The organism is Candidatus Blochmannia festinatus (nom. nud.) (assembly GCF_059936355.1).
On the sequence record NZ_CP012116.1, the window covers coordinates 617,157 to 631,434 of the forward strand.

General features: G+C 30.4%; 9 protein-coding genes. 1 reads left to right on the plus strand and 8 read right to left on the minus strand.

What is annotated here, in order from left to right:
• Positions 1 to 298 precede the first annotated feature (298 nt).
• On the plus strand, positions 299 to 1,981 hold the full coding sequence (gene purH / locus Bfest607_RS02805; RefSeq protein ID WP_500838222.1) for a bifunctional phosphoribosylaminoimidazolecarboxamide formyltransferase/IMP cyclohydrolase: 1,683 nt from the start codon (positions 299 to 301) through the stop codon (positions 1,979 to 1,981).
• A gap of 224 nt (positions 1,982 to 2,205) precedes the next feature.
• On the opposite strand, the gene rpoC is transcribed toward purH, so the two are convergent.
• The 8 genes from rpoC to secE form a co-directional block, all read right to left on the minus strand.
• Positions 2,206 to 6,477, minus strand: coding sequence for a DNA-directed RNA polymerase subunit beta' (rpoC, locus tag Bfest607_RS02810; protein ID WP_500838223.1), 4,272 nt, complete (start codon positions 6,475 to 6,477; stop codon positions 2,206 to 2,208).
• 98 nt (positions 6,478 to 6,575) lie between these two features.
• The gene (gene rpoB, locus Bfest607_RS02815; protein ID WP_500838224.1) at positions 6,576 to 10,607 is read right to left on the minus strand and encodes a DNA-directed RNA polymerase subunit beta; all 4,032 of its coding nucleotides are present in this window, start codon (positions 10,605 to 10,607) and stop codon (positions 6,576 to 6,578) included.
• 203 nt (positions 10,608 to 10,810) lie between these two features.
• Positions 10,811 to 11,191 carry a 50S ribosomal protein L7/L12 gene (rplL, locus tag Bfest607_RS02820; protein WP_500838225.1) on the minus strand — a complete coding sequence of 127 codons (381 nt, stop codon included), beginning with the start codon at positions 11,189 to 11,191 and terminating at the stop codon, positions 10,811 to 10,813.
• A gap of 84 nt (positions 11,192 to 11,275) precedes the next feature.
• On the minus strand, positions 11,276 to 11,785 hold the full coding sequence (gene rplJ / locus Bfest607_RS02825) for a 50S ribosomal protein L10 (RefSeq protein WP_500838226.1): 510 nt from the start codon (positions 11,783 to 11,785) through the stop codon (positions 11,276 to 11,278).
• A gap of 236 nt (positions 11,786 to 12,021) precedes the next feature.
• Entirely contained in the window at positions 12,022 to 12,714 is a 693-nt protein-coding gene (gene rplA / locus Bfest607_RS02830) for a 50S ribosomal protein L1 (protein WP_500838227.1), read from the minus strand.
• A gap of 17 nt (positions 12,715 to 12,731) precedes the next feature.
• Positions 12,732 to 13,178, minus strand: coding sequence for a 50S ribosomal protein L11 (rplK, locus tag Bfest607_RS02835; RefSeq protein WP_500838597.1), 447 nt, complete (start codon positions 13,176 to 13,178; stop codon positions 12,732 to 12,734).
• A gap of 136 nt (positions 13,179 to 13,314) precedes the next feature.
• Positions 13,315 to 13,869, minus strand: coding sequence for a transcription termination/antitermination protein NusG (nusG, locus tag Bfest607_RS02840; RefSeq protein WP_500838228.1), 555 nt, complete (start codon positions 13,867 to 13,869; stop codon positions 13,315 to 13,317).
• Positions 13,869 to 14,240, minus strand: coding sequence for a preprotein translocase subunit SecE (gene secE, locus Bfest607_RS02845; RefSeq protein WP_500838229.1), 372 nt, complete (start codon positions 14,238 to 14,240; stop codon positions 13,869 to 13,871). Before secE ends, nusG begins: the two co-directional genes overlap by 1 nt.
• Positions 14,241 to 14,278 lie beyond the last annotated feature (38 nt).

The following is a 14,278-nucleotide window of genomic DNA, read 5'->3' on the forward strand; positions in this document are numbered from 1 at the left end:
TTCACTATACACTTCAATTGTCATTTAACAATATAAAGTTTCCTATTATTAACACACTTCATTAATACTGTCAACAATATTTATATAACTTCTTGATTTTTAAAGATTAATAAATTATAAATTTACAATAAGATAATAAATTATTTTTATTTAACTTATCTATTGATTTCATAGTACTATACTTCTTTTCTTACAAAAATTAATATTTTTAAAAACTTTATAATAATTATTATTAACACATATCAATACTTAATAATATATTATTAACAATAATCTAAAAAACGGGAAGACAATTACCATGTCGTCATTATTACCTATCCATCAAGCACTCATTAGCGTATTTGATAAATCCGGTCTGGTAGATTTTTCAAAATCCTTATCTAAACAAGGAATACAATTACTATCTACTGAAGGTACAGCGCACATGCTGACAAACTCTGGACTTAAAGTATATAAAATATCCAATTATACTAATTTTCCTGAAATTATGAATGGACGAGTTAAAACACTACATCATAAAATATCTGCTGGAATATTAAGTAGAAAAAAATTAGATGATGCAACTATGCGTAAATATAATATACGTCCTATTGATATGGTAATAGTAAACTTTTACCCCTTTGATAAAATGCTTGAAAAAAATAATCACTATTACTATTCAGATGAAATATTAGAGTACATAGATATTGGTGGACCTCATATGGTAAGAGCAGCTGCAAAAAATTATAAAAACACAGTTGTTATAATCAGTCATCACGATTATAAAATGATTTTAAATGAAATGATTATGCATAATGGTTCCATTAGTTTAAAAACTAGATTGACTCTCGCTCAAAAAGCATTTACATACATAACTAAATATGATTCTATCATCTTAGATTACTTTAATAAAAAATCAAAAAAACACCCTAACTTTAACAAATCTATTTCTAAAAATACTAATAAAAATATTCCAATTTTAAATCATCTAGAATTTCCTGAAATTATAAATTGCATGAATTCAAAATTTATAAAAAAACAAAATATGAGATATGGCGAAAACCCACACCAACGTGCTGCACTGTATCAAGAAGAACAATACTCTCAACAAAAAATAACTGGTTTTGTAATTACTGCAAAACAACTTCAAGGAAAACCATTATCTTATAATAATATTATAGACATGGATACTGCTTTGGAATGTGTAAAAATGTTTAGTCAACCAACTTGCGTAATCGTTAAACATACAAATCCATGTGGTGTTGCAACAGCTGATAATATTAACACAGCCTACCATAAAGCTTATCAAGCGGATCCTATATCTGCATATGGAGGAATTGTTGCTTTTAATCAATCCCTACAAGATAAAAAAACAGCAGAATCTATTGTTCAACAACACTTTGTAGAAGCTATTATTGCTCCAGATATTAACCAAGATTGTCTTCAAATTTTATCTACAAAAAAAAACATAAGAGTATTAAAATCAGGTATGTGGAAAAATTCTAACATTTCATCAACAAATACAACAAATAATATAGACTTTAAACGAATTTCAGGAGGTTTATTAATACAAGACCATAATTATAATATTAAAAACGATTTACAAAACTTAGAAGTAGTAACTACTTCTCATCCTACTGATCAAGAAATGAAAGACTTATTATTTTGTTGGACGATAGTAAAATTTGTTAAATCCAATGCTATAGTTTGTGGTAAAAATTATCAAACTACTGGAATAGGAACAGGACAAACAAACAGAGCATTCTCTGTAAAAATAGCAACCTCCTTCAGAGAACATCATATATCAAATAATATAAAAGGATCCGTTTTGGCTTCTGATGCTTTTTTTCCATTTCCAGATGGAATACTTATAGCTGCTGAAATGGGAATCCGATGCATCATACAACCAGGAGGATCTATTCGAGATAAATCGATTATTAACACAGCTAATCACCATAACATTGCTATGATTTTCACTCATGTCAGACACTTTAGACACTAAATATTTATGCCAAGTCTTTTAATTTCTCTCTTTTAAAATTTAATATTTATTAAAATTAATATAGCACAAATACAAACCTAATTTACTAAAAACACTTTAATAACCCTATTCAATTTATTTCCTATAATACACATCAATCTTAAACAATTTAAGATAAGGTATTAAAAATAAATATTATATTAATTTCTATCAATAATTATTGATATTGAGCTGGATAATAAATATTACGTCGCATTCAACAATTCAGTTAAATTTGCAGATGCTTCATCTGCCGTCACTGAAATAACCTCAGGTTTAATCATGTTTGTATTAATAATATCTTCATTATATTTTTTATATACAGGATAACGTTTTAATATACGCTCTTGATGATAAGAATACCCAGTTCCAGCCGGTATTAAACGTCCAACAATTACATTTTCCTTCAGCCCTTTTAAATCATCTCTTTTTCCAGCTACAGAAGATTCTGTTAATACACGAGTTGTCTCTTGAAAAGATGCTGCAGATATAAATGATTCTGTAGCTAATGATGCTTTAGTAATACCTAATAAAACACGTACAAACTCAGCTTTTAATTTCCCTTCACTTTCTAATCGTCTATTAGCAATTTTAATACGAGAATACTCTACTTGTTCTCCTATTAAAAAATCTGAATTACCAGATTGAGTAATTATAGCCTTTCTTAACATCTGTTTAATAATCACTTCTATATGCTTATCATTAATTTTTACCCCCTGTAATCGATAAACTTCCTGAACTTCATTTACAATATAACTAGTAACAGCATGTATTCCCCTTAATCTTAAAATGTCATGAGGAGATTCCGGTCCATCAGAAATCACATCCCCTCGATCTACATATTCTCCTTCAAAAACATTCAAATGACGCCATTTAGGAATCATTTCCTCATAACTCTCTCCATTCTCCTCCCCATCTACAGGAGAAATCATTAATCGACGCTTTCCTTTAGTTTCTTTACCAAAAGAAATTACTCCACTAACTTCTGCCAAAATCGCAGATTCCTTCGGTCGACGTGCTTCAAACAAATCAGCAACTCTAGGTAACCCACCAGTAATATCTCTAGTTCCACTAGTTTCATGAGGTAATCTAGCTAATATATCTCCAGATACAACTTTAGATCCATCCACTAATTGCACTACACTCCTTCCAGGCAAAAAATATTGAGCTGAAATATCTGAACCTATAACAAGAACATCATTGCCATTACTATCTACAATTTTTATAGCAGGTCTTAAATCTTTAGCACTACTCACCCGTTCAGAAGTATCCAATACCACAATAGAAGTCAACCCAGTTAACTCATCAGTTTGATTCACAACACTTTGACCATCTATCATATCAACAAATTTAACAAACCCACTTACCTCTGAAATTACCGGCATAGTATGAGGATCCCAATAAGCGATTACTTCTCCGCTAATCGCTAATTCTCCATCTTTTTTTATTACCGTAGATCCATATGGTATTTTATAACTTTCCTTAGTTCTATCAAAATTATCTACTATTTTCAATTCAGCATGCCTAGAAGTAATAACAAGTTTTCCTTGACTATTTAAAACAAATTTAATATTCTTTAAGCGGATGGTTCCTTTATTTTTAATTTGAATACTAGATTCAGATGCAACACGAGAAGCAGCTCCACCAATATGAAAAGTACGCATAGTCAGTTGAGTACCTGGTTCTCCTATGGATTGAGCGGCTATTACTCCTATTGCTTCACCTTTATTAACTAATTGCCCTCTAGCTAAATCACGACCATAACATCTTGCGCACACCCCAAAATCTGTATCACATGTCACAACAGAACGAACTTTTACTATATCAATAGAATATTTATCTAATACATCACACCAAAATTCATCCAGTAAAGTATTACGTTTAATCAAAATTCTAGTTCTATCACCCTCACTTGCTGATTCAAATACGTCATCTAATAATACTCTGCCTAACACGCGTTCTCTTAAAGACTCTTTTACATCGCCTCCCTCAATAACAGCGCTCATAGTAATTCCAGAAAAAGTATTACAGTCATCCTGAGTAACTACTAAATCTTGAGCAACATCTACTAAACGACGAGTCAAATAACCAGAATTTGCAGTTTTTAAAGCAGTATCAGCTAATCCCTTGCGAGCACCATGTGTAGAAATAAAATACTGCAATACATTCAATCCTTCTCTAAAATTCGCAGTAATAGGAGTTTCAATAATTGACCCATCTGGTTTAGCCATTAAACCCCTCATTCCTGCAAGTTGTCTAATTTGAGCAGCTGATCCTCTTGCTCCAGAATCCGCCATCATAAAAATATTATTAAAAGATGCTTGAATCTCTTCCTCTCCATTGCTATTGATTACAGTTTCGGTTGCTAAATTATCCATCATTGCTTTAGATACTCGCTCATTAGCTGAAGCCCAAATATCAATAACTTTATTATAACGCTCTCCAGCAGTTACCAACCCTGTTTGAAATTGTTCTTGAATCTCTGATACTTCAGATTCTGCTGCATTAATTATATCAACTTTTTTAACAGGAATAATCATATCATCAATTCCCACAGAAGCTCCAGAACGAGCAGCATACAAAAATCCAGTATACATAATTTGATCAGCAAAAGTTACAGTAGATTTCAAACCTAATAATCTGTAACAATAATTTAACATGACAGATATAGATTTTTTTCCTAAAACTTGATTAACTAAAGAAAAAGGCAACCCTTTTGGAACTATCATCCAAAAAATTGCACGACCTATTGTGCTGTCAATAAAATTTTTCTTACTTGACCACATTCCATTTTCCTTTAAATCATATTCAACTATACGAATTTTAATTTTTGCATGTAATTCCGCTATACCTAAACTATATAATCGTTCTGCCTCTTTTGCACTAGATAATACCATTCCCTCTCCTTTAGCATTAATACGTTCTCGGGTCATATAATATAAACCTAATACTACATCTTGAGATGGCACAATAATAGGCTCACCATTCGCAGGAGATAAAATATTGTTAGTAGACATCATTAACGCTCTAGCTTCTAGCTGAGCCTCTAAAGTCAACGGTACATGCACCGCCATTTGATCTCCATCAAAATCTGCATTATAAGCAGCACAAACTAATGGATGTAATTGAATAGCCTTACCTTCTATTAAAATCGGCTCAAACGCTTGAATACCTAATCTATGTAATGTAGGAGCTCTATTCAACATAATTGGATGTTCTTTAATAACATCTTCAAGAATATCCCACACTATCGATTCTTCTCTATCTACCATTTTTTTTGCAGCTTTGATTGTACTAGCCAACCCTTTTAATTCTAACTGCCCATAAATGAATGGCTTAAATAACTCTAAAGCCATTTTTTTCGGTAATCCACATTGATGTAATTTAAGATATGGACCAACAGTAATTACTGATCTTCCAGAATAATCCACACGTTTTCCTAACAAATTTTGACGAAAACGACCCTGTTTTCCTTTAATCATATCTGCTAAAGATTTTAAAGGACGCTTATTAGCTCCAGTAATCGCTCTTCCTCTACGTCCATTATCTAATAATGCATCTACTGCTTCTTGTAACATTCTTTTTTCATTACGTACTATAATTTCTGGAGCAGATAAATCTAATAAACGTTTTAATCTATTATTTCGATTAATCACCCTACGATATAAATCATTTAAATCAGAAGTTGCAAAACGACCTCCATCTAATGGAACTAATGGTCTTAAATCAGGAGGAAGCACTGGTAGAACACTTAATACCATCCATTCTGGTTTATTATTAGAATATAAAAACGACTCAATTAATTTTATCCGTTTAGATATTTTTTTACGCTTAGTTTCTGAATGATTCTCTTCTAATAATTCTCTTAAGTACTCACATTCATTTTTTAAATTTATATTTTTTAACAAAATTTGAATTGCTTCTGCTCCCATTTTAGCTTCAAATTCATCACCAAATTCTTCTAAGGCATCTAAATATTCCTCTTCAGTTAAAATTTGACGACATTCCAAACTAGTCATTCCACCTTCAACCACTACATATGATTCAAAATACAAAACACGTTCAATATCTCGCAATGGCATATCTAATAATAAACCAATACGAGATGGCAATGATTTTAAAAACCAAATATGTGCTGTAGGTGAAGCTAATTCTATATGACCCATGCGCTCTCGACGAACTTTACTTTGAGTTACTTCAACTCCACATTTTTCACACACTACCCCTCTATGTTTTAAGCGTTTATATTTACCACATAAACATTCATAATCTTTAATAGGACCAAAAATTCGAGCGCAAAACAAACCATCCCGTTCAGGTTTAAAAGTTCTATAATTAATAGTTTCTGGTTTTCTCACTTCTCCAAATGACCATGATCTAATCATATCTGGAGAAGCTAATTCAATCTTAATCGCATTAAATCCCTCTATTTTACTTATATTATGTGTCTTATTAAAAAAACTAAATAAATCTTTCACAACTATCCCTTATTGATAATTATATTACATTACAATTATACTTTAATTGTCTTATTCATTTATATATACGTATTAATATATTTATACCCATTCATATCTCATTCTTCTAATTCAATATTAATTGCTAAAGAACGAATTTCTTTTAACAAAACATTAAAAGATTCAGGCATTCCAGGTTCCATCATATAATTACCATCTATAATGTTTTTATACATCTTTGTTCTACCATTAACATCATCTGATTTTACTGTTAACATTTCCTGCAATGTGTACGAAGCTCCGTATGCTTCTAACGCCCACACTTCCATTTCTCCAAAACGTTGACCACCAAATTGAGCTTTACCGCCTAACGGTTGTTGAGTCACTAAACTATATGATCCAGTAGAACGCGCATGCATCTTATCATCCACTAAATGATTTAATTTCAACATATACATATACCCTACAGTAACTTTTCGTTCAAATATTTCCCCAGTGCATCCATCAAATAAAGTAATCTGACCAGATTCTGGCAATCCAGATAATCCTAACAAATCTTTTATTTCCTGTTCCGTTGCACCATCAAATACTGGAGTAGCAATCGGCATACCTTTCTTCAAATTTTTAGCCAATTCTAAAATCTCTAAATCCGAAAAATTATCAAGATTCACATGCTGTCTTACTCCTCTTCCTAAATCATAAGCTCTTTGAATGAACTGTCTTAGTTGACTAACTTCCTTATGTTGTTTTAGTAAATTATCAATCTGATCACCTATACCTTTCGCTGCCATTCCCAAATGAGTTTCTAAAATTTGTCCAATATTCATCCTTGATGGAACTCCAAGAGGATTTAATACTATATCAACAGGAACTCCATATTCATCATACGGCATATCTTCTACAGGATTAATTTTTGAAATAACTCCTTTATTTCCATGTCGCCCTGCCATTTTATCTCCGGGCTGTATGTGACGTTTTACTGCTAAATATACCTTAACTACTTTTAATATTCCTGGAGCTAACTCATCTCCCTGAGTAACTTTTTTATACTGTGTTTCAATTTTTTTTTCAAATAAATTTTGTAAATCTAAATATTGATCAGATAATTGAGCCAATTGGTTTAATTTAATAGGATCATTTAATTTTATGTTTAACCAAGATTTACGACTTGCTTGTAATAATTGTTTTTCTTTTACTTCCCCACTAGACATTAATAATTCATAAACACGAGAAAATAACGCAGACTCGAATATTCTTAATTCCTCTAATAAATCTTTCTTAATTTGATTTAACTTCATTGATTCAATTTGCAAAGCACGCTTATCTTTATGAACCCCATCTCTAATAAACATCTGCACATCGATAACGGTTCCACACACTCCATTAGGTACACGTAAAGATGAATCTTTAACATCAGAAGCTTTTTCACCAAAAATAGCACGCAATAATTTTTCTTCTGGTGTCAATTGAGTTTCTCCTTTAGGAGTAATTTTTCCAACCAAAATCTCTCCCCCTACCACTTCCGCACCTATATAAACAATACCAGATTCATCTAATTTAGATAATGCTGATTCCCCAACATTTGGAATATCAGCCGTAATTTCTTCAGGACCTAATTTAGTATCTCTAGATATACAAATTAACTCTTGAATATGTATACTAGTAAACCTATCTTCCTGAACAACTCGCTCTGAAACCAACATAGAATCTTCAAAATTATATCCATTCCACGGCATAAAAGCTATACGCATATTCTGACCCAACGATAATTCACCCAAATCAGTAGATGGACCATCCGCTAGTACATCTCCCCGATGTACTACTTCTCCTAAAGAAACACAAGGTCTCTGATTAATACAAGTATTTTGGTTGGATCGCATATATTTTGTTAAATTATAAATATCAATTCCTGATTCTTCAGAATGCACTTCTCTTAAATTAACATGTACTATAATTCTAGATGAATCTACATATTTAACTACTCCACCTCGATTAGCTACTACAGTTACTCCAGAATCTATTGCTACAGCACGTTCCATACCAGTTCCTACTAAAGGCTTTTCACTTCTTATTAATGGAACAGCTTGACGTTGCATATTTGCTCCCATAAGCGCCCTATTTGCATCATCATGCTCAAGAAATGGGATTAATGATGCTGCAACTGAAACGATTTGCTGTGTAGAAACATCCATATAATCAATTTGATCTTTTCTAAATAATCCAGATTCACCTTTATTACGACAAATAATAAAATCATCAATAAATTGACCTTGCAAATTAAGATTGGTATTTGCTTGAGCAATAATAAAATCACCTTCTTCAATAGCAGATAAATAATGAATATTATTACTGACCACTCCATTATTAACTTTACGATAAGGAGTTTCTAAAAAACCATACTCATTAGCCCGAGCATATACAGATAAAGAGTTAATCAAACCAATATTTGGCCCTTCTGGAGTTTCAATAGGACATACTCTTCCATAATGAGTAGGATGAACATCACGTACTTCAAATCCAGCACGCTCTCGAGTTAATCCTCCTGGTCCTAATGCGGAAATACGACGTTTATGAGTAATTTCAGATAATGGATTATTCTGATCCATAAATTGAGATAATTGACTAGAATTAAAAAATTCCCTAACTGCTGCAGAGATAGGTTTAGCATTAATTAAATCTTGAGGTGTTAATACATTTATATCTCCTAAAGATAACCGTTCTTTCACTGCTCGCTCTACCCGTATTAATCCAATTCTAAATTGATTCTCCACCATCTCTCCAACAGAACGTATCCTCCTGTTTCCTAAATGATCGATATCATCTACATCTCCTTTTCCATTTCTAATATCAATTAATTTCTTTATCACATCAATAATATCGTTGTTTGTTAAAATACCTATTCCTTTAATACTTTTACGCTGTAATGATCGATTAAATTTCATTCGACCTACATCAGATAAATCATAACGCTCTTCTAAAAAAAACAAACTAGAAAATAAATATTCAGCTGCTTCTTTGGTAGGTGGTTCTCCTGGACGCATAACTCGATAAATTTCTACTAACGCATCAAATTTTGTAATGGTAGTATCAATACGTAAAGTTTCAGAAATATAATTACCACAATCTAAATCATTGCTAAATAAAACCTCAATTACTTTAAATCCTAATCTAATTAAATTATTTAATATTTCGTAAGAAATTTCCGTATTAGCAGAAACTACTAATTCTCCAGTATTTTTATTTATATAATCTTTTATAAGTACTTTTCCTAATAAATATCCAATAGGGACCTCAATTCTAGAAATATTATCCAACTTTAATTTATTAATATGTTTAGTTGTAATACGACGACCTTTTTCTACATATACAATATTATTTACTTTAATTTCAAATAATGCTGTTTCACCTCGTAATCTATCAGGCACTAAATACATATACCATTGGTTATCAATAAACTCATAAACCACTACATCGAAAAACATCTTTAAAATCTGATCATTAGTATAATTTAATGCTTTTAACAGAACAGTTACTGGCAATTTACGTCTACGATCAATTCTAACAAATAAATTATCTTTTAAATCAAATTCAAAATCTAACCAAGACCCCCTATATGGAATAATACGCGCAGTATATAATACTTTTCCAGATGAATGCGTTTTACCTTTATCACTATCAAAAAAAACACCTGGACTTCTATGTAATTGAGATACAACAACTCTTTCAATCCCATTGATAATAAAAGTTCCATTATTAGTCATAAGTGGAATTTCACCCATATACACTTCCTGTGATTGCATTTGTTTAGTTGTTACATTACATTCATTACCTTGTTCATAAATTATTAAACATAATTTCACTCGTAACGGAGCAGAAAAAGTAATGCCACGAGTTTGACATTCCTTTACATCAAAAATTGGATCTTCTAATTTATAATCAATATACTGTAATTCAGAATTTCCATTATAACTTTTAATAGGAAAAACAGATTTAAAAGCAGCATCTAATCCATGTCGGTCATTTAAATCTTTTTTAATAAATTTTTCAAAAGAATCTAATTGAATAGAAAGAAGATATGGAATATCCAAAACTTTAGGTCTCTTTCCAAAATCCTTGCGAACACGTTTTTTTTCGGTATAAGAATACACCACATTTTTCCTCAATTAAAACACTATCATCATTTACACATAAAAATGTAAAAATTAAATTTATTTAAATTTATGTAAAACAATCACTATCTTTATTACATAACAACATAATCAATTTCATTTATTAAACATTCAACACTAACTATTTTGACAAACAATCCAATTATTAATCAAATTAAAAAATATTAAACATGACTAGCATATATTTATTTAATTTCAACTTTTGCTCCAACTTCTTCTAATTTTTTCTTTAAATCCTCTGCATCTGATTTACTTACTGATTCTTTCAATGTTGCTGGAGCAGACTCCACTAATTCCTTAGCTTCTTTTAAACCTAAACCAGTAACACTACGTACCATTTTAATAACAGGAATCTTATTATCTCCAATAATACTTAAAATAACGGTAAATTCAGTTTGTTCTGGCTGTGCTGAGTGTGAAGATTTCACTACTTTATCTTCACTATTAGCAACCAATTGCCCTGCAACTACTCCAAATTTTTTTTCTATCATAGAAACTAACTGCATTACATCCATAACAGACATCTCTGAAATAGCTTCTAAAACTTCTTCTTTTTTAAGCGACATAAACATTCCTAATATAAAGTATAAAAGAAAAATACAAAATAAAGTAAATAAAAATTATTCATCATATCTACATATGATTCATATTTATACTGAATTATGATTTAATTTGCGATCAGATAATATTTTCAATATATTAATTAAATTTCCTATACTAATTATTTTTAAAACCAACATCAATTTCAACAAAGATTCTTCTTTATGACTAGGCAACTCAGACAGTAAATTAATCTGTTCTGAACTTATAAAACTGCCTTCAAAAGCTGCACCTACTATCTTGAAATATTCATTATCTTTAGAAAATTTTACTAAAATACGAGCAGCATCTCTTGGATTATGAACAGAAAAAGCTACTACATTGTTTCCAAAAAAAACTTTAGACAAACACCCGTATGATGTATCCTGAACAGCTCTACTTAATAAAGAATTAGGTATAACCTTTACAGATACACCCAAATCACGAGATTCTTTTCTTAATTCATTCATCACACACGCCGTCACTCCATTAAGAGAAGCCACAACTACAGATAAAGCATATTTAAAATCCTTTTTAATTCTGTGTACAATTTCTTCTTTTTTTTTAATACTTAAAATCATTTACTATATCACCCAATTATTTCTAATGAATAATCTACCTGACTACCATAACACAACTATTAATATATTATATATATTAATTATACCTCTAATTATTGTTAGATACTAACAAGTTTTTTCTTATACAGCATATTCAAAACTCAAAACCTAAACTATTCTTAAACATAACCACAAACATCCGATACATACCATAACAATAAAAAAATAAAGTATCACTATTATAATCACTATTAAAACTAATATATTGATATTTTAAAACTATTTTTATCTAAAATTAACGATCTGCCCATAGTAGTAGAAATAAATATTTTTTTTATATACGTCCCTTTCAATTGAATTGGTTTAATCTGTTGTATAGAAATAATTAAAGCTTCCAAATTTTCTTGTAAATCTTTAACATTAAAATTTATCTTTCCAATAATTGAATGAACAATTCCATTTTTATCATTTTTATACCGAATTTGTCCTGATTTAAAATTTGTAATAGATTCTTGTATATTATGAGATATGGTACCCATTTTAGGATTAGGCATTAAACCCCTAGGTCCCAAAATAGAACCTAACTTACTGACTATATGCATAACATCAGGAGAAGCAAGAACTACATCAAATCCTACACATCCATCCCTTTTGATTTTATCACATAAATCTTCTAATCCTACTAATTCTACACCTAATTCCTTGGCTAATTCTATATTGTTCCCCTGAGTAAAAACAGCTATTCTAACTTTTTTACCAATCCCATGGGGCATCAAAACACTATTACGTATATTTTGATCAGATTTACGAGCATCAATACCCAAATTAATTGCAGTTTCTACACTCTCTACAAATTTAGCCCTTGCAGTTTTCTTTAATAACTCAAATCCATCTGCAACATTATACTGAATCGATCGTCTATTTTCATGACATAATTCCATCTTTTTCATTTTATTTCTCGTTCTATTTATGAATTATCTTCTGCCCCAACTATTTCTAACCCCATAGATCGAGCAGTTCCCATAATGGATTTAGATATCGCTTCTAAATTTGCACCTGTCATATCAACTAATTTAATTCTAGCAATATCATTAATTTGAGTTCTAGATATCTTTCCAGAATTTATAATTTTAGGTTTTCCTGACCCTGACTGAATTCCAGCAGCTTTTTTTAACAAAAAAGAAGCTGGAGGTGTTTTAATAACAAACAAAAAAGATCGATCTACATATACAGTAATAACCACAGAAACCAATAATCCAGACTCAAAATTAGTAGTCCTAGAATTAAATTCCTTACAAAACTGCATAATATTCACTCCATGTTGACCTAAAGCCGGTCCAATAGGAGGGCTAGGATTTGCTGAGCCAGCAACAATTTGCAATTTAATACAGGCTTGTATTTTTTTTATAATCATAATATATAAATCACTAAAACCAAAATAATCAACAATGTTCTTTGAATTATAACCAAACATTTACTCTTAGAAACAACATCAACTAATCTTAACTCCTTCTTTCATAAAATATGAAATAATTTCCTACGTTTAAAAATTAAGATTTTTCAACTTGAGAAAAATCTAAATCTACAGGAGTAGATCGACCAAAAATAGATACCGATACTTTCAATCTATTTTTTTCATAATCTACCTCCTCTACTACTGCATTAAAATCCGAAAAAGGACCATCACTAACACGAATTAACTCACCAGGTTCAAACAAAGTTTTAGGACGTGGTTTATCTCCGATTTGTTGCAATCTATATATAATAGATTCAACTTCCTTATCTCCAACAGGAGCCGGTTTATCACATGTACCCCCAACAAACCCCATAACCTTTGGAATACTCCTTACTAAATGCCAACTAGCATCATTCATAATCATTTGTATCAACACATATCCAGGAAAAAATTTACGCTCACTTTTTCTTCTCTGACCAGCTCGCATCTCAACTACTTCTTCTGTAGGAATTAATATATCTCCAAACATAGTCTCCATATTTTTTATTTTAATATATTCATTTAACGAATGAGATACACTATTTTCAAACCCAGAAAACACTTGAATAACATACCAACGTTTCTTTGATATATTCGTTATATCATTCATTATAATTTTAATCCAAAAGATATTAAATATAAAAAAACAGCATCTAATCCCCATAACACTAAAGACACAATCACTGTAACTATCACAATAACTAAAGTAGTATTTAAGCTATCCTGACAAGTCGGCCAAACTACTTTTTGCAACTCAACACTAGACTCTTTTAAAAAAATAACCATTACTTTGCCTATCTTTGTAGTTAAAAAAATACCAATCGCTATCGATAAACAAAAAAACATTCCTACACTTTTTATATAAAAAGTACAATCATGAAAAAAATAACTCTCCATAAAAGAAAAAACTAGTAACGAAACAACTCCAATCCATTTAATTATTTCTATGAATTCTACTTTTTTTATTTCTTTGATATTCATTTTTATTTCAATTCTTATCTAATTTCAATACCTTTACA

Bases quoted from the DNA above. Each gene is read 5' to 3' on its own strand.
- rplK (WP_500838597.1), bottom strand. From the start codon at position 13,178: ATGATTATAAAAAAAATACAAGCCTGTATTAAATTGCAAATTGTTGCT.
- secE (WP_500838229.1), bottom strand. From the start codon at position 14,240: ATGAATATCAAAGAAATAAAAAAAGTAGAATTCATAGAAATAATTAAA.
- purH (WP_500838222.1), top strand. From the start codon at position 299: ATGTCGTCATTATTACCTATCCATCAAGCACTCATTAGCGTATTTGAT.
- rplA (WP_500838227.1), bottom strand. From the start codon at position 12,714: ATGAAAAAGATGGAATTATGTCATGAAAATAGACGATCGATTCAGTAT.
- rplL (WP_500838225.1), bottom strand. From the start codon at position 11,191: ATGTCGCTTAAAAAAGAAGAAGTTTTAGAAGCTATTTCAGAGATGTCT.
- nusG (WP_500838228.1), bottom strand. From the start codon at position 13,869: ATGAATGATATAACGAATATATCAAAGAAACGTTGGTATGTTATTCAA.
- rplJ (WP_500838226.1), bottom strand. From the start codon at position 11,785: ATGATTTTAAGTATTAAAAAAAAAGAAGAAATTGTACACAGAATTAAA.